The 17,744-nt window shown below is 39.9% G+C and carries 16 protein-coding genes and 1 riboswitch; of the genes, 7 read left to right on the top strand and 9 right to left on the bottom strand.

Annotation, left to right across the window (positions count from 1 at the left end; translation table 11 throughout):
- Nucleotides 1–317 precede the first annotated feature (317 nt).
- Together typA and DC53_RS12270 are read left to right on the top strand one after the other, a co-directional pair.
- Nucleotides 318–2,141, top strand: coding sequence for a translational GTPase TypA (typA, locus tag DC53_RS12265; RefSeq protein ID WP_007376210.1), 1,824 nt, complete (start codon nucleotides 318–320; stop codon nucleotides 2,139–2,141).
- A 260-nt stretch (nucleotides 2,142–2,401) separates the two neighbouring features.
- Entirely contained in the window at nucleotides 2,402–3,187 is a 786-nt protein-coding gene (locus DC53_RS12270; RefSeq protein WP_033029250.1) for a hypothetical protein, read from the top strand.
- A gap of 273 nt (nucleotides 3,188–3,460) precedes the next feature.
- On the opposite strand, the gene DC53_RS12275 is transcribed toward DC53_RS12270, so the two are convergent.
- The 3 genes from DC53_RS12275 to DC53_RS12285 all read right to left on the bottom strand — a co-directional run bounded on the left by DC53_RS12275 (nucleotide 3,461) and on the right by DC53_RS12285 (nucleotide 6,153).
- The gene (locus tag DC53_RS12275) at nucleotides 3,461–4,189 is read right to left on the bottom strand and encodes a CBM9 family sugar-binding protein (protein WP_033029248.1); all 729 of its coding nucleotides are present in this window, start codon (nucleotides 4,187–4,189) and stop codon (nucleotides 3,461–3,463) included.
- Between the two features lie 66 nt (nucleotides 4,190–4,255).
- Nucleotides 4,256–5,347 carry an MBL fold metallo-hydrolase gene (locus tag DC53_RS12280; protein ID WP_033029246.1) on the bottom strand — a complete coding sequence of 364 codons (1,092 nt, stop codon included), beginning with the start codon at nucleotides 5,345–5,347 and terminating at the stop codon, nucleotides 4,256–4,258.
- A 149-nt stretch (nucleotides 5,348–5,496) separates the two neighbouring features.
- Entirely contained in the window at nucleotides 5,497–6,153 is a 657-nt protein-coding gene (locus DC53_RS12285; protein WP_033029244.1) for a DUF2959 domain-containing protein, read from the bottom strand.
- An 87-nt stretch (nucleotides 6,154–6,240) separates the two neighbouring features.
- Here DC53_RS12285 and DC53_RS12290 point away from each other — a divergent pair, with 87 nt between their 5' ends.
- Both DC53_RS12290 and dtd read left to right on the top strand, forming a co-directional pair.
- Nucleotides 6,241–7,146 (top strand): virulence factor BrkB family protein, encoded by a 906-nt coding sequence (locus DC53_RS12290; protein WP_008133351.1) that lies wholly within the window; start codon nucleotides 6,241–6,243, stop codon nucleotides 7,144–7,146.
- Complete coding sequence (dtd, locus tag DC53_RS12295) at nucleotides 7,147–7,584, top strand: D-aminoacyl-tRNA deacylase (protein ID WP_033029242.1); 438 nt, start codon at nucleotides 7,147–7,149, stop codon at nucleotides 7,582–7,584. It abuts the gene before it with no gap.
- Here dtd and DC53_RS12300 read toward each other — a convergent pair.
- Nucleotides 7,568–8,287, bottom strand: a complete 720-nt coding sequence (locus DC53_RS12300; protein ID WP_033029240.1) for a spermidine synthase — start codon at nucleotides 8,285–8,287, stop codon at nucleotides 7,568–7,570. The two genes, dtd and DC53_RS12300, sit on opposite strands and share 17 nt — an antisense overlap.
- 243 nt (nucleotides 8,288–8,530) lie before the next feature.
- Between DC53_RS12300 and DC53_RS12305 the strand changes: the two genes are divergently transcribed.
- Nucleotides 8,531–9,424, top strand: coding sequence for a bifunctional GNAT family N-acetyltransferase/hotdog fold thioesterase (locus DC53_RS12305; RefSeq protein WP_007376219.1), 894 nt, complete (start codon nucleotides 8,531–8,533; stop codon nucleotides 9,422–9,424).
- A 72-nt stretch (nucleotides 9,425–9,496) separates the two neighbouring features.
- On the opposite strand, the gene DC53_RS12310 is transcribed toward DC53_RS12305, so the two are convergent.
- The 5 genes from DC53_RS12310 to dapA form a co-directional block, all read right to left on the bottom strand.
- Entirely contained in the window at nucleotides 9,497–10,531 is a 1,035-nt protein-coding gene (locus DC53_RS12310; RefSeq protein WP_033029237.1) for a phospholipase A, read from the bottom strand.
- A gap of 378 nt (nucleotides 10,532–10,909) precedes the next feature.
- Entirely contained in the window at nucleotides 10,910–12,031 is a 1,122-nt protein-coding gene (locus DC53_RS12315; protein WP_033029234.1) for a succinylglutamate desuccinylase/aspartoacylase family protein, read from the bottom strand.
- Nucleotides 12,032–12,036: 5 nt separating this feature from the next.
- Complete coding sequence (locus tag DC53_RS12320) at nucleotides 12,037–13,242, bottom strand: PLP-dependent decarboxylase (protein WP_033029231.1); 1,206 nt, start codon at nucleotides 13,240–13,242, stop codon at nucleotides 12,037–12,039.
- Nucleotides 13,242–13,982, bottom strand: coding sequence for a 2,3,4,5-tetrahydropyridine-2,6-dicarboxylate N-succinyltransferase (locus DC53_RS12325; protein ID WP_033029229.1), 741 nt, complete (start codon nucleotides 13,980–13,982; stop codon nucleotides 13,242–13,244). The genes DC53_RS12320 and DC53_RS12325 overlap by 1 nt, the downstream gene beginning before the upstream one ends.
- Nucleotides 13,983–13,997: 15 nt before the next feature.
- Entirely contained in the window at nucleotides 13,998–14,882 is an 885-nt protein-coding gene (dapA, locus tag DC53_RS12330; protein WP_033029227.1) for a 4-hydroxy-tetrahydrodipicolinate synthase, read from the bottom strand.
- Between the two features lie 190 nt (nucleotides 14,883–15,072).
- A riboswitch (Lysine riboswitch) is annotated at nucleotides 15,073–15,273 on the bottom strand.
- A gap of 191 nt (nucleotides 15,274–15,464) precedes the next feature.
- On the opposite strand from dapA, the gene DC53_RS12335 reads away from it, so the two are divergent.
- The gene (locus DC53_RS12335; protein WP_033029225.1) at nucleotides 15,465–16,160 is read left to right on the top strand and encodes a DNA-3-methyladenine glycosylase I; all 696 of its coding nucleotides are present in this window, start codon (nucleotides 15,465–15,467) and stop codon (nucleotides 16,158–16,160) included.
- An 11-nt stretch (nucleotides 16,161–16,171) separates the two neighbouring features.
- Nucleotides 16,172–17,581 (top strand): protein adenylyltransferase SelO, encoded by a 1,410-nt coding sequence (locus DC53_RS12340; protein WP_033029223.1) that lies wholly within the window; start codon nucleotides 16,172–16,174, stop codon nucleotides 17,579–17,581.
- The last annotated feature ends 163 nt before the right edge of the window (nucleotides 17,582–17,744 follow it).

Below are 17,744 nucleotides of genomic sequence, written 5' to 3'. Positions count from 1 at the left end.
TTGCTGATAATTTAATCGCTTAAAATTAGCATAAACTAAATGCAAAAGAGTACCAAAAAGATCGGAAAAATAGCCAAAATGGCTGTTTTTCGAAAAAATATCGAAATTTAATTCATATAATTGTCATATATAAAACAGATACTTAGTGAAAGTATTGAGAAAGTTTTAAAATTTGTATTGGATAAACTTTCATCCATGTCATTAATGAGGGATAATATGCGCCCTTTTAAATCCTATGCTTGGACATCTCGTGAAAACGCAGATGAGTGCGTAGATCTTGCAGGATCATTGAGAATTTAATTTCTCTGAGTAAATATATGAGCATCGAAAAGTTAAGAAATATAGCGATTATCGCGCACGTTGACCACGGTAAAACAACACTGGTTGACAAACTACTTGAGCAATCAGGTACATTAGAAACACGCGGCGGTAACGAAGAGCGCGTGATGGACTCAAACGACATTGAGAAAGAACGTGGTATTACCATTTTGGCTAAAAACACAGCCATTTCTTGGAACGACTACCATATCAATATCGTAGATACTCCGGGACACGCCGATTTCGGTGGTGAAGTTGAACGCGTACTTTCGATGGCTGACTCAGTATTATTACTTGTTGATGCTCAAGAAGGTCCAATGCCACAAACGCGTTTCGTTACGCAAAAGGCATTCGCGCAAGGCTTAAAGCCAATCGTAGTTATCAATAAAATTGATAAGCCAGGTTCACGTCCTGATTGGGTTATGGATCAAATCTTTGATTTATTCGACAACCTTGGCGCAACTGACGAACAGTTAGACTTTAAAGTAATCTACGCTTCAGCAATCAACGGCTGGGCAACACTAGATTTAGACGAGCCATCAGAGAACATGGAACCTATGTTCAAGATGATCGTTGAAGAAGTATCACCACCGGATGCAGATCCTGAAGGTGACTTCCAAATGCAAATTTCTCAACTAGATTACAACTCTTATGTTGGTGTAGTTGGTATTGGTCGTATTAAACGTGGTTCTGTTGCTCCTAACCAACAAGTTACTATTATCAGTGCTGATGGCACTACACGTAATGGTAAAATTGGCGCAGTACAAAGCTACCTAGGTCTTGAACGTATCGAAACTGATAGAGCTTACGCTGGTAACATCGTAACTGTAACAGGTATTGGTGAGCTTAAGATTTCTGACACAGTTTGTTTCCCAGGAAACGTTGAAGCATTGCCACCACTAAGTGTTGATGAGCCAACTGTAACAATGACATTCTCTGTAAATAACTCACCTTTCTGTGGTAAAGAAGGTAAGTTTGTAACGTCACGTAATATCCGTGAGCGTTTAGACAAAGAATTAGTACACAACGTAGCACTTCGCGTTGAAGATACTGCTAGCCCAGATAGCTTCCGTGTTTCTGGCCGTGGTGAATTACACCTAGGTATCTTAATCGAAAACATGCGTCGTGAAGGTTACGAGCTTTCAGTTTCTCGTCCAGAAGTTATCTTACGTACTGTAGATGGCGTTCTAGAAGAACCGTTTGAAACAGTGACTATTGACTGTCAAGACGAGCATCAAGGTTCTGTTATGGAACAAGTTGGCCTACGTAAAGGTGAACTTACTAACATGACTCCAGATGGCAAAGGCCGTATGCGTTTAGACTTCATGATCCCTAGCCGTGGTTTAATTGGTTTCCAAACTGATTTCATGACGCTTACTTCGGGTTCTGGTCTTATGTACCATACGTTCGATCATTACGGTCCTCACAAAGGTGGCGACATCGGTGTTCGTAAGAACGGCGTAATGATTGCAAACGCAACTGGTAAAGCACTTACTAACGCATTATTCAACTTACAAGAGCGCGGCCGTTTATTCATCGGTCACGGTGTTGAAGTATACGAAGGTATGGTTATCGGTATTCATAACCGTGATAACGACCTTACAGTTAACGCCCTTAAAGGTAAGCAGTTAACTAACGTACGTGCATCTGGTACTGATGAAGCGCAAACGCTTTCTCCACACCTTAACTACTCACTTGAGCAAGCGCTTGAGTTCATCGATGATGACGAGCTAGTTGAAGTTACTCCACTAAATATTCGTATCCGTAAGAAACACCTTACAGAAAATGAACGTAAACGTGCGGGTCGTGCACCTAAGTCATAATCTATTAATTTAGAATAATGATTTTAAAAGCCGCTGTATTGAAAAATATAGCGGCTTTTTTGTGTTTGGAAATAAGAGTTCCATGAAATGAGCCGACAGATTTGAACAACACTGTTAGACAGAGCTGTGATAAAAGGTGTTAGGTTCTAGGTGTTTACAGTACATAGTTATATCTAATATGCTTTAGGTAGGTAATAAAAATTATTTTTCATGAGAAATAAACTAACATCGATCAATAATTTTAAACTAAGGAAAGTTCTATGGATAACGAAAATTATCGTGAAAAGTACTGTGATAAATTAAAAGAAGCAGGTGAACTTATTGAACAATATGTTGTTCCTATTTTCTATTTGAATAAGTTCGAACGTCCCGAAATGTTAGCAACGGGCTTTTTTTTAGAACACAATCGAAAAGTATATTTCATAACAGCATCTCATGTTATCGATAACCTTGATCCTACAGAAAGAAGTTTTGTTATTTCAATTAATACAAAAATGCTTTCATTATCATTAGCGGGAGCCAAGAGAACTGTGGCTCAAGAAAGTGAAAGGGCTGATAGTCAATTTGATTTAGCTGCAATTCCAATTAGTTATAAAGTTGATTACTACGAAGAATGCCAAAAATTAGCGATTCCTACCTCTAGAACAACTCTCAACAAAAATTTCTCAAAAGTAGATATGCAACTATTACAAGGCTTTCCATCTTCCAAGAACAAAACTGCAAAGCGCCTTAATAATAAGACTAAAAACTTTTCAGGCGTTTTATGGACATACTCGTTTAATTTTTTTCAAAACTGTAACTTTTCGAACTTCAATAAAGTGCCAGGCTCTCATTATCCTATCCACTGGAGTAAAAAAATTGAAGGTCAAAAGACATTACATCCCAAAGGGTGTAGTGGCGGCCCATACTGGTTTATCCCAAATAAAAATTTAATTAATGAGTATTATTTAGCTGGCGTATTTATTGAATATTTTGAAAAGTCAGAAATAGCTTTTGTAACAAAAATTGAGCACGTAATCGAACTAATAGAGCAATTTGATATATAAAAATTTTTGAATATTCAGGTAGTAGATGAAACCGTGGTTATTACGCGATTTAGAGCTTATTCTCTGTTTTCCTCTAAAAGCGCAGCGCCTCTTAACCTCTTTGTGAATAATTTACTTAAAGATTTTTTGCACAAGTAGAAGGGAATAATAAGTGAAAGATAGAGCTGAAACAGCCGATAACGCAAAGCCCCCGTGTTTGTTGGTGGGGTATTTTTTCGTTGGGTTTCGCTGCGCTCAACCCAACCTACTTAATTATTTATTGGTGTGGGTGGCTTACTTTTTAGGGAGTAGGGTGATTTTGCCAAATACATCTGCATCTATAAAGCCACGATTTCTGTCGCCATTTACTGGTTGTACTTCGTGTGAGCCCATAAAGTGCTCGCGCACGTCGCTGCCATCGTTATCGCAATACGCTAGCATAAAGCCGATTACTTGCTTTTCGCTAAGTGTAATAGGGGTGTTTTTAGCTCCTTCTTTATAATCATTAGGGTAGAGTTTTATTGCTACTTCCCAGGTAATATTAAAAGGCGCGGTGGTGTTGCGCTTCCAGTTACTCACTAGGTGGTCGGTATACAAATGGGCTTGTTTATCAGGTCCGTAATCGGCAGCTTGGTTATCAAGGCCAATGTGGTACGCCAAAGCGGTGTGATTAAATTGGTGGTTTCCACCGGATGCATCACTATCAATAAATACTTCAAGCGCATCGTCATCCCAATATTTATACGTTGGATCTGCGTGTGTATCTATTAAAACGTCATCCACAATATCGGCTTGTAGGTATAAATAGTTTTGATCCCACAATAAACGATAACGCCCTTTAAAGTCGGCATCGTTTGATGGCAGTGTGCCATCCATTAAATAAGGCATGTCGTGCCAAGTTGCTTTATTCCACGCATCTTCTGATACGCCATCAATAGTAATTGGGGTTGATGTATGCTCAACATCAGTGGCCATTGCTGGCGTGCTTAATAAAAAGCTTAAGGCGAGTGCTAATTTTTTCATTAATTTCTCAATCTTATTATGTATTTTTATTGATGTAACACCATCTTAAAGTAGCTAAGTGATTAGTTACAGTGAAATACTTTCGCCTTCGTTTAAAATATACAGCGGTGTTTTAGCATCCATTTTTTTAACCATGTGCAATAAGCGCAGCAAGGCTGAATGACTGCTGTGATCGCCCATTTTCCAACTTGAGTTACCGTACCCCCACGGTATCATTACTCTACAATTAAGCTCTTGTGCTGCGCTTAGTGCATCTTCTGGTGTGGTGTGGACGTAACGGTACCAGTTAGGATCGTCTTTACTGTAGTAAGAAGCGATTGGCATTAAGCAAATATCGATATCGCCGTATTTTTGCTGTATGTCTTTAAAATGTTTTGAGTAGCCAGTATCACCTGCAAAAAATAAAGTGCTACCGTTTTGTTCAAGTAACCAGCCATTCCATAGGTCTTTATCGTGATCTTCGTAAATAAAAGGCACTGAAATACGACTGCTAAAGTGATGTGCAGGTACGCCATGAATTGCTAAATCGTCAATACTCGTTTTTGCATACCAGGCCATTTCGCTAATGTTAAATCCACCTGTTGGGAAGTTATCAGCCATTCCCAGTGGCGTTAAGTAGCGTGGTTTGTTACCTATTTCTGCTATATCTGCTTTATTAAAATGATCATAATGAAGGTGAGAATATATAACGGCATCTAAATTAGTTAGTTCGCTGTTAGTTAGCCAGTCACCGGGCTTACGATAAAACCCTGAGGCAAGTTTAAAGGCTAAATCAACAGGGGAGTCGAACTGCTCTTTTACAGGATCAAACACCACTTGCTGCCCGTTTGGTGTGCTGATCATAAACCCTGCATGGCCAAGCCAGCGAACAGTGTATCCGGTATTTAATTTTGGAGTTACTTGCCCAGCAATATATTGGCAGTTTTCACTTCCTTCTTCACATTGCAAATGAGTGTTGCTTGGATAGCAGTCATTTTCACAACTAATAGGGTACGTTTTTTTGCCTGGGTATAGATTATGGTAGCGCCCTTCGCGCTCACCATCTTTATGTAGTGGTACTACAGTATCAGGCCCTGCGATTCTTTCTATGTGATTAGCAGTTCCGCAAGCGGTTAGTAAGCTAGAGATAGCTAAAAGAGTTAAGGTACTTATTTTCATTGTAGTTTTTTATTTTAATTCTAATTTTATGAAAGTGTACCAAAAACGTTAGATTAATAAGTGGTTAAAAAGTAACAAAAAGTAAAAATAAATAAGCCTGCGAAGTTGCAGGCTTATTTATTTTTGTTCGTTTGTTTGTAATATATTAGTTAGCCTGCGCTATTCATTTGTTCAATAAATTTGTTTGAATCGGCAATCGATTTGTTCATGTCGTTCATTAACACTTGTATGTCGCGTTTAAGGTTAGTGAACTCGCCTTTAATAGCCGATACCGCTTGTGCGTTTAAGTTATGCTTTAAATATAAAACATTATCGTGAAGCGACGTTAATACTGGCTCCATTTTACTCTCTGCGCTGCGCATCGAGCGTAATAGCTGTTCAAATTGACGCTTAGTCGCGGTTAGCTTTTTGCTGCTTTCACGCTTAAGTGATGCGCTTTTGTATTGCTCTAGCTCATCGCTCCACTCATCAAAAAGTGCTTCTGCTACGTCTTCTACTTTATTGATGTTAGTTGATACTTCGTTTGCGGCTTTTAAGCTCGACTCGTAATCGTCGTTTAATTGATTGTAAGTGTCTTGTAGTTCGCCACCATTAAAATCGATTAGAGTAGTTAAGCGCTCTAGTGCCGATTTAAATTCTTCTTGTGACTCTTGCTGCGAGTCTTTGGTTTCTTCTACGCGGTCAATTAGAATATCGCGTTTGTGAACACCCACTTTTTCCATCGCAGAATAATAAGCTGATTGGCAGCCAGTTAAAGTAAGTGTTAGTACAAGCATTGAAACACTAAGTAATGTTTGTTTTTTCATCTGAATTCCTGTTTACGCGTGTTAGTGCTGTAAATTATGGCGCTGATTGTTATTATAATCAAAACCACATAAGCACAAGTCAATTGTATGAATGATAAGCTCTCCAATTACAAACAGCAAGTTAAGACCTTTATACGCCAGCAGCCAAGTTGGTGGATGCAGTATTTTAATCGCTGTATAGATGATCAAATAACGGTTAATGCCGGCTATTTAGCCTATGTTACGTTACTTTCTTTGATACCGCTTATTGCGGTGGGTGTTGCTATATTTTCAGCTTTTCCGGGCTTTGAATCTACTCGCATGGAAATTGAGAGCTTTTTGTTTACCAACTTTGTCCCTACCTCTACCGATGTTATTAGAGAGCATATTAGCTCCTTTGCCGGTAACGCTAATCAAATGACGGCAGTAGGTATTGGTTTTTTAGCTGCAATAGCCTTACTGTTAATACGTAATGTGGATGCCACGCTAAACCGCATTTGGCGAATAAAGAAAAAGCGCCCAATGATGATTTCCTTTGCAGTATATTGGATGGTTTTGAGCTTAGGGCCTATGTTACTTGGTGCCAGCATTGGTGTTACCTCTTATATTGTATCTTTGGTATCGTTTGCTGATCAGGGTATTCCTGGGTTTAGCGGGTTTTTGTTAAAGCTATTGCCGTATGGTATTTCGATGGTGGGCTTTATTATGCTCTACACCTTAGTGCCTAATACGCGCGTATCGTTTAAAGCGGCGATACCGGGAGCATTATTTGCGGCACTTTTGTTTGAGCTAACTAAAAAAGGGTTTGCACTTTATATTAGCCATTTTCCTTCATACGAAGTGATTTATGGTGCAGTGGCGACGATTCCTATTTTGTTTGTTTGGGTGTATTTATCGTGGGTTGTTGTTTTGCTTGGCGCTGAATTTACAGCATGTATTAGCCCAGATGAAATACCAGAAACACCAGAAATTGAGTTTGAAGATGACAAGCCAACAGTAAAGGACACAGTTTAAATGCAAGGGTTAATACAGCGCGTAAAGCATGCCAAGGTAGAAATTAATAATCAAGTTGTAGGCGAAATTAGCCAAGGTATCTTGTTGTTGCTGGGTGTTGAAAAACACGACTATACGCAAACGGCCGATAAGCTTTTACACAAAGTAAGTAACTATCGTATTTTTACTGACGAAAACGACAAAATGAACTTAAGCCTCAAAGATATTAAAGGTGAGTTGCTGGTGGTTTCGCAATTTACCTTAGCGGCTGATACTAAAAAGGGTATGCGCCCTAGTTTTTCATCTGCGGCAACGCCAAGCCAAGCTAATGAGCTTTACGAGTACTTTGTTGCTCAAGCTAAAGAGTTGGGGCTTACAATAGCCACCGGTGAGTTTGGTGCCGATATGCAAGTAAGCTTGTGTAACGATGGACCCGTTACGTTTAACTTATCTGTTTAAGTTTTTTGGTTACCACGACAATATGATTCACGTAGCCCGTAATTTTTTGCGGGCTGACTGTGCAGCCAAACACATCGAGTAATAGCTGCTTAAGTTGCTTTAATTGCGACTCATGTTGCGATAAAAAATTAATAAATAGCACACCGTTGTTATTTAAAGCCAAGTAGATTTTTTTATAAAATGCCTCTTCAAATAAAAATCGAGGTGCGTCTATTTGGCTAAATAAATCTAAGATAATCCAGTCAATATTTTGCGCACTTTTTAAAACCTGTTGTGCATCGGCGCATAGTAATTGATCATTTTTATTTGATGAAAAAAATTGAGTGTAGCAATCAATAATATCAGCGTTTTTTTCAACGGATGTTATGTGTGCTTTGGGGTATTTGTGTTGTAAATAATTACGAATAGCACCGCCGCCAAGGCCAAGTTCTAGCACCTTTTTTGGCGCGCTAAGAGCTTGCCATTGCTTACCTAAGCACAATAAATGTGGAAAAAGTAATAAACTCGGGTCATTTAAATCAATAACAGATTGGAGTGTGTCGTTAATGAGTAACCAGCGCAACTGCTCATGACCACGTATCTGAATGTGATCGCCACTGCATTTATGCCAATAGATTAACTGACCAATGCTGTGGCTATTCTCAATAAACTGATCGCTTAGCAAGCCCGTCAGCGAATTTATATAATTGATTTTTTCTATCATATTCTCAGCATAAACTAGCACCGTTAAATGGCAATGCCTTGTGTTATTAATTTTTAGATATTTTATGGCCATCACCAAAGTCGTATTTGCAGTTTTTTAAAGATGGAGTATGGTATTTACAATAAAAATACCAAGCGATTTAATTATTTGAGCTTTCTAGCTTGTAGATAATCAATATGATTAGTATAGCGCCGTAGCCTTTTTGATTTTTTATTTACGGCTTATATAACAACAGGAGTATGTATGTTTCAGGTAAGCACCCCACAAAGCAGCGAAGATTGGCAAGCGTATTACCAATTGCGCTGGCAGGTATTACGCGCGCCTTGGGGCGAGCCGCGTGGCTCTGAGCAAGATGATATGGAGCAAGATTCTGAGCATCGCTTTATAAAAAATAAAGAAGGTGAAGTGCTAGGCGTAGCACGTTTGCACTTTAACAATCATGAACAGGCACAAGTGCGTTACATGGCCGTTGCTGAAGGGAATCGTAATCAACATATTGGTAGTCGTTTATTACATGAGCTTGAAAAAATAGCATGGACGCAAAATGCTGATGAACTGGTTTTATTTGCTCGCGAACGTGCGCTTGAGTTTTATAAACGCCACGGTTACGAACTAAAAGAAAAAGCACATTTAGCGTATGGCGATGTACAGCATTTTAAAATGGTAAAGCAAAAGCCGTGTGAGCCAGGTTGGTTTCGTCACCCTAATTGGACGCAGGTACTACAAAATACGTGGCGGGAGTCTATTCCAATTAGTGACGCGATGGGCATTAAGGTAGAAAGCTACACCGATTGGCAATTTACAACCAGCGCCGACCTAGACGCTAACTTAAACCTACATAACACTATGTTTGCAGGTTCTATTTATAGCTTGGCCACGCTAACAGGTTGGGGCGCTACGTACTTAGCACTCAAAGAAGCTGGGCTTGAAGGTAATATTGTATTAGCCGATGCTAACATTAAGTACTTAAAGCCGCTTACTACCGACCCACGAGGGTGTGTAGATTTGCAAGCCTGCAAAGGTAAGTTGAGCGATTTAGAAACCGAAGGTAAAGCAAGCTATGTTGTGCCTGTTACTATTTATGATGGTGATAATATAGTTGCGGAGTTTGAAGGGCAGTTTGTAGTAAAAAAATAACTGTTTAGTTGTTCAAAACATTAAAAAGCCAAGCAATGCTTGGCTTTTTAATGCGTAAAACTTAGGGAAGTATTACAGCAGATCGGTTAATAATATACCTACACCAATACGTTCTATATCGGCATTATAGTCAATTAAGCTTTCGCCATAACCATTGAAGTATTGTGCATAACCACGAACTCGGCCCCATAATGGAAATGACCAGTCAAGCTGAATAGCACCACGATTGTCTGAATTTAAGTTATTACGCGACATAAAGCTAAATTCATGATCGTTAAGACGGTATGCACCGCTAAATTCAAAATAGCCCATGTATTTGTATATGTCTGGATTATCGTCGCCTTTAGCTTCTAAAACGTTGTCTTTTTCGTCCTCGGCTATGCGATACCAAGGTTTAAAACTAAAAACAAACCCTTCATTTTCCCAAATGAAATCAGCGTAAATACGGTTCCATGAGCGTGAGTTGGGCTGGCTACGACCATTTGACTGATGTGAAATACCTAAAACAATTGCCATTTCATCGCCCCAAAGTACATTTTCTGGGTCGAGGTAGTTTATCCAAAAAACTTCAGGTTCGTAGTTCGTTTCACGAAATGGTGAGGAGATTTCTGAATTATATATTTGCCAATATGATTGCAGCGTAAAACCAAAAAATAATGCTTGGTCTTCATCTGAAAAATCATCGTACAAAGGTACTTTAATAGAAAGCTGGTACTTTGCCTCTAAGTTATCGAGCGGTTCACCATCATTATCATCAGTTAATTCGTCGAAGCCATCGAAAGGGCGATCATTGGGATGGGATACGTACGAAAGTGGTAAAATATAATTACGTTTATGTGGCGTAATAACATTACGATTTTTTTTACCCACTTCTTCACGTGCTTGGCGTTTATCAAGCGCGGTAAGTTGTTTGTTTTCTTCAAGAGCCGAACATTTTTTACGAAGATCGTCTAGAGTTTGTTTACCGTCTCCACCAATAACTTCGTTTAAAATACACTGTTTTACAAGGTTTATTTCGTTGTCTTGCTCGTTTGTAGCAACCTCTTCTTGTGCTAAGGTAGCTGTACTTATTAAGGCAGAAAGTGTGATCCAGTGGCGCCAGCTCATTGTAGTTCCTTTGTGAGTTTAAGTTATTGTATGCGTTAATTTAATTATAACGTCTTTTAACATATGTAACGGTGAACTTTTACTGAATTTTTTCTTATACTTCGTATTATACGTATTTGAGATAAACACAGATCAAAAGAAAAGCGGCCTGGGCCGCTTTCTAATGCAAATTAACTACTTTAGTTAATTTATACCAATTTTATTAAAAACATGATCATTCTAGCGTATTAAATAACTCACTAACTACGTTAAAAATTATTTATATAGAACAACTATGTACCATAATTTTAGCCTTGTTATTAAGCTATTTCCTTATCGCTATAATAGATCACTAATTTAATGCAATTGGTATTACTCTCACGCAATGAGAAGGGTGAGCTAAAGCTCGAATATGTTAGTAAAAAACTTATAAAGTTCGGTACCTTGGTTAACACTCGCTGAGGCAAAGTGCAAAATAGCAATTGCATCGCAATCAAGAGTGAGTGTTTGCAGTGGCTGCTCGCTTAAGTAGCGCTCCATGCGTAAAATATGTGCAATAGGCTCACCGGCTTTAATGTGCCCGCCAAGTGGGGCTATGTATTCAACCATACCGCCAATAGGGGCGTAATAAGCAAAGTAGTCATCTAAATTACATGCATAGCGAGTGATGTTAGCTGGCGTATGCGGTGCGTTTTGTAATACGCCTTTGTGATTTAAGTAACTTAAAATGCTGTTTGCATCGTTTAGTGCTTCTTTTAAGTCTATTTTTTCTTGGCTGCCTAGCTCTACCGTAAATGCTTCTACAGGTATTGATAATTCACGACCTTGCTCGCTAAGTGCATCACTTAAATGCCACCATGGGCAAAAGTTAGCTTCATCCATAGCGCCGTCAAAATCACTGGGGATAAGCAGTACATGTTCAATATTAAAGTAACGTGCGCTTTCGGTTGCATAGGTTGGGCAGTACAAATGCTTGCTGGAAATAGGACCAGTGTGTAAATCGAGTACTATATCAGCCTGATGAGCGAGTTTTTGTAAGTTAAGCGCAATGCGTTTACCCGTATTGAGTAAATAAGCAGGGCCGTTAAGTTTGCTGTCTACTTCGTCAATAAGCGCCTTTTTGAAGTTACTTTTTAATGTAGCGTCGTCATACTGAGTATGATTTTGCGCAAACTGTGTCACTAAATTTTTATTGTAATGATACATGCGATTCCAATTAGTGCCCGTAATCGGATCGAACCTGCCAAGGGTAAACTCGCCAGATTTTTGATTACAACCAATCGGATTTGCATAAGGTACAAGGGTAATATCGCCATTAAGATTAAGGTGTTTTAATTGCTCAAGCAGCTGAAAAATAACTGCGTTACCTTGCACTTCAGCGCCATGCATATTGGCCTGAATGTAAACACTAGGCCCTGTACCATCGCCTTTTAAACGATACACAGGAACTGTAAGCGGTAAGCCGTTTGCAACCTCCCCTACTACAATGTTCTCTTGGCTGATGTGTGTTGTATTACTCATGCTTATTACCTTAAATAGTGGCTGGCATTTTCGGCTTGGCGAACGCAGGTAAGTTTACCGTTTTGCAATGTGTACTCGCCAGCTAGCTCATGGCATAAAAAATACGGCATACTTTCGGTAAAGCCGTAAGCACCGCATTGGCTAAACACTAGCCAGTCGTGCTCATTTAAATCGCTTGGCAGGTTATGCTCACCTAGACAATCAAGCGCTGTACAAAGCGGGCCGTATAAAGTGACCGCTTGAGTTTTAGCACTGGATTCACGCAGTAACGCAGCAGGAAAATCTTGACTGGTAACAGCAGGGCGTAATAAGTGGTTTATACCGCCGCTTAAAATTACTTGTTCTTGATTATAGTTTTGTTTGCGCTCTACTACTGGGTTTGCGTAATGACCGCATTCGCCCACGGCATAGCGACCAAGTTCCATCCATAATTCTTCTACACCCGCATCATTTTTAATTTTAGCGAGCGCAGCAATTAAGTCATCCCAATCAAGCGTTGCTTCATTTTGTGTATAAGGAATACCTAAGCCGCCGCCTAAATCGAGAATTTTAAGGCTAATATTTAAATCGCTGGCAAGTTGACTAAGTGGTGCAATCATTTGTGACCACAAATCGCTTAGTTTTTGCGTGCTAAGCATGTTGCCCCACTGAAAAATATGTAAGCCGTCAAACTTAAGTGCAGGGTAGTTGGTTACATTGAGTGCTTGCCACTCATCACAACCCAAACCAAATGGTGTGAGGCTGTCGCCGCCCAGTGGGTTTTTTTCACCTTCAGGCCAGCGTAATTGTACACGCAGTAATACTTGTAACTGTGTATTTTGTAATTGTGCTTGTTGGTTTAACCAACGTACTTGATTGAGACTTTCGGCTACGAATATACGCACGCCGCGCTCAATAAAGTGTTTAATTTGTTTAGGGCTTTTTGCAGGCCCTGTGTTGAGCACGCGCTGCGAGCTAATACCTTGTGCGAGTACTTGCTCAAGCTCACCTTTACTTGCTACGTCAAAATTAAAGCCAGCGCTGTCTAAGCTTTGAATTATTTTAGACAGTGGATTTGCTTTTACCGCGTACCATAGTTTTACATCGGTTTGCGCCACTAAACGCGCAAGATGCGTGTTTAGTTGATCTAGGTCGTAAACAAAAAAAGGTGTATCAAGTTGTTGTGTAATAGTATTTACAGCGGTTTTGATAGGCGTGCTCAAAAAGCTCATTATCGTAAAACCTCTTCAAGCAATAACGATGCATCGCTTTTCTCGTCGCGGTATTTAACTATTAACGCACACGACATGCTTAAGCCTTGCTCGCGCGCCCATTCGTTTGACGCAGGGCGAGAGCCCGGTATTACAATGGCGTATTCAGGGATTGGCTCGCCTTTATCAAGTTGGCGCTCGTTTACGCAATCGTATACTGGAATAGTTGCTGATAAACGTACGCCAGGGGCAAGTACTGCGCCTTTTTTAATGACTACGCCTTCAACAATAATGCAGCCCGCACCAATAAAGGCGTCGTCTTCAACCACTACTGGGCTTGCACCAATTGGCTCAAGTACACCACCAAGCTGAACTGCAGCACTTAAATGTACGTTTTTACCTACTTGTGCACACGAGCCAACTAATGCGTGGCTATCTACCATTGTGCCTTCGTCGATATATGCACCAATGTTTACATACGCTGGTGGCATAATAATCGTGCCTTTAGCCACATAAGCACCACGGCGAACACTTGAGCCACCCGGCACCATTCGCACGCCATCTTCAGTATTAAATTCTTGCGGAGCTAAGTTATGTTTATCAACAAAACCACCTGTAAACTCAGTATTAGTGCCATTTTTAAAGGCTTCTAAAATACCTTTTTTTACTTCTATGTTAGCTTGCCATTGGCCGCTTTCGTTTTGTGATGCTGCGCGTACAGCGCCCGATTCTAAATTATTTAATAGTTCTAACCAGCTCATTATAAAAACCTGTATTTAATGCCAAGATAAAATGGTGTTGTTTGCAGTTGTGATGCAATCGGTTTGAGTTAACTCAAGATGTGTTAAAGGTGGACGAAGTTGCGGGCTGCTTAAGCGGCCTTGCAAATGCATCAGTACCTTTACGGGAATAGGGTTTGCGACAGCAAATAGGCTATTAATAGCGCTTGACCACTGGGCAAATAAATTAGGGTGTTGACCACTTAAACAGCGTTTAACAAACTCGTGAGTTTGTTCAGGCCATGCGTTTGCAGCTACCGACACTAATCCTTTTGCACCGGCTTGTGCAAAATAAGGCATTAGCGCATCGTCGCCACTAAAAATAGCTAAATTAGGGGCCGCTTGGCGGTAAGCTTCAAACTGAGCAATACTGCCGCTCGCTTCTTTTAACGCCCATAAATTTTTATTGTTTTGTAAGTTTTGAATTGTTGCCGCTGGGATGCTAACAGCGCTTCGACCCGGTACGTTATAAAGCATACATGGGTGAGCGCTTGCATTAAGTAGGCTTTCAAACCAATGAGTTTGACCTATAGCACCAGGCTTTGCATAAAGCGGTGAGCCAAGTAAAAAGCTATGAATTGGTAGTGTATTACAGTAATTAACCCACTCAATTTGTTGCTTTAAGTTACTACCGCCCACAGCAACCATGAGTGGTACTGTTGGTTTTAGCTGGCATACGTGTTCAACAATGGCTTGTTGCTCTTTTAGCGTTAGTGCTAAACCTTCGCCCGTACTGCCAAGTAGCAAAATACCGTTATGTGCCGCTTCTTGATCGCTAACCAGCTTAGTTAACGTGTTGTAGTCAACATCGCCGTGTTGATCAAATGGCGTAACGAGCGCGGTCCACAGTGAGTAGTCGTTTAAATTGAAGTTGTTGATCATCTCTCACGAACTTATAATTTGTACCAACTTTATTAAAAACGTGATCATTTTAGCGATAACTAATTTAATGCAATTGGTATTATTCGAAGAGTTAAAAAGCTTTATGGAAGGAGCCGCATTAACGTCGTTCGAACTAATAATTCGAAGAGCGAATGGGCTTAAAATAATAGGGCGCACGGCCTTAATATTTAAGACCAGAAGCTCTCCACCAAACTAACAAGCTGCTTTTTATAAGCAGCTATTGGTGACAGTCGCTAGGGTTCAACCTAGTCGCCCGAAATAAACACCTCGCAAAAGTGGTTACTTCTCGGCGTTAATTCCCCTCACGTATGCTTACTGGAGTTTGCGCTCCTAACATACGCTACCTGAATAACGCACCTCTTCTAGCCCTTTGCACCTGTTTGTAGGGTAAAACTTACAAACCTGTGCAATTTAAATAGGGTAATTACGGCAATTAAAGCATTTTAGCCGTCTAGGTGTCAAGCGACTAAATACAGATTAATTCATCGAAAAGAGGGGTGGTTACGTATTAGGTGCTTTTCTCGTACACTAGCAATATAAGTAGTGAGGTATTTAATTAGTATGGAAAAATTTAGCGATATTTATAAGCGAGCGGTAGAGCGAAAAGGCTCTGAAAAAATGCTGAAGTTATTACTTGCAAAACCGCTATCTAAAAAACAACTAAGCACGTTAAGTGACGACGATTGGCTTGAAGAATTTACTCGAAAAGTATTTCAAAGCGGCTTTTATTGGTCAGTCATAAATAATAAGTGGGCAGGCTTTAGAGAGGTTTTTTGGGATTTTAGCGTTGATAAGTTATTAATGATGCCACCCGATATGCTGGAACAAAAAGCAACGGATGAGCGCATTGTTCGTAACTATAAAAAAGTAAAAACAATTACCGAAAATGCTTACATGATCCACGAAATAGCAGGGGAACATGGCAGTTTTAGTCAGTTTGTCGCTAATTGGCCAACAGACGATATTATTGGTTTGTGGGCGTATTTAAAAAAACATGGTTCGCGTTTAGGCGGAAATACAGGGCCTTACGCGTTGCGAGCACTTGGTAAAGATACATTTTTACTATCACGCGATGTAGAGAATTATTTGCGTGCCCATAAAATTATAGACGGCGGCTTACAAACTAAAAAGTCACTAAATGCAGCCCAAGCTTTTTTTAACGAAATGCAAAAGCAAAGCGGCTTAAGTATGCAAGAGTTAAGCTTAATTGTTGCTTATGGCGTAGGTGACAACCGTGTTGGTATAAGTCAGCAATAATAGGAATTACCATGAAATTAGTGCCAAGATACACAGACATTGCGGAAAACTTCGCGATTGAAGATTTCCCTGCAAGTGTCGCCTCTCCTCAGTTATTGCTGTGGAACGAGAGTTTAGCAAAACAATTTAATATTAACGTTGCGGCTGATTTGCGTGCCAGCACTTTTAGCGGTAACGAAAAACAGGCGATTCCTGCAGTAGCACTTGGTTACTCTGGGCACCAATTTGGACATTTTTCACCACGCTTAGGCGATGGACGAGCGCACTTACTGGGCGCTATTAATGATGATAAAAACCAGTTGTGGGATATTCAACTAAAAGGCTCTGGTGCTACTCCTTACTCAAGAGGGGGAGATGGACGTTGTGCACTTGGTCCTGCTATTCGTGAATACGTAATGAGCGAGGCAATGCATGCGCTGGGAGTTAAAACCACACGCTGCTTAGCGGTTGTTGGCAGTGGCGAAACGGTTTACCGTAATCCGCCACAAGCAGGGGCTATCGTTACTCGCGTAGCAACGAGCCATATTCGTGTTGGTTCATTTCAATATTTAGCGACGCAAGGCGATGTTGAAGGGCTTAAAAATTTAGCCGATTTAGCTATAGAGCGACACTACCCAGAAATAACTGATACAGGTTCGCAGCGCTATTTAGCCTTTTTAGGCGCAGTGATTAAAAACCAAGTTAAGCTAATTGTGAGCTGGATGCGTGTTGGTTTTATTCACGGAGTAATGAATACAGATAATACGCTAGTAAGCGGAGAAACCATTGATTACGGCCCATGTGCCATGATGAACAGTTTTGATTTTGATACTGTATTTAGTTCTATTGATAAACAAGGCCGCTATGCATTTGGTAACCAGCCGAATATGGCTAACTGGAACTGTGCCCGTTTAGCTGAAAGTCTGATACCACTAATTCATGACGATGATGAGCAAGCTGTTTCGCTAATGACGCCACATATAAATAGCTTTGCTGAACAGTTTAATACTGAATTTACGGTTATGTGGGCAAAAAAGTTGGGCTTAGTCGGTATTGATGAAAACGATACAAAATTAGTTGCAGAATTGTTAACATTATTAAAAGTTCATGAACTCGATTACACCAATACCTTTGATGCATTAACTGAGTCGTTAAAACAGGAAGCGCTTATTCCTGAAGCATTAGCGCAATGGGCATGTAAATGGCAAAGCCGGGTTGATGGAAATAGTTATACAGTAATGCGAAAAGCGAACCCTCGAGTAATACCACGCAATCACATCATTGAATCAATTATTACTGACTACAGCGAAATGGGGTCAAGTGCGCTATTAAGTGATTTTTTAAAAGTACTGAGCAATCCTTATAATGAAGTGAATAAGCTTGTCGATTTTCAGACGCCTCCTAAAAGTGATCAGGGGTATCGTACTTTTTGCGGTACTTAACTATTAATTTTAGATGTAAGTTTATGATTATAAATATTCATTTTTCATTTTTAGAAGTGTTCATTGATTGAGCAAAATAAATTCTAGTGTTATCATCCATTTTATAAGGATAAGTAAGTTTTGCTGTGTATAAAAGTGCATTTAACTGAATTGTTCCTGTTTT

This window comes from Pseudoalteromonas fuliginea, assembly GCF_000690055.1.
GTDB classification, from domain to species: Bacteria; Pseudomonadota; Gammaproteobacteria; order Enterobacterales; family Alteromonadaceae; genus Pseudoalteromonas; species Pseudoalteromonas fuliginea.
The sequence above is the reverse complement of the archived record's forward strand: the minus strand, read 5'-3'. Positions and strand labels throughout refer to the sequence as shown.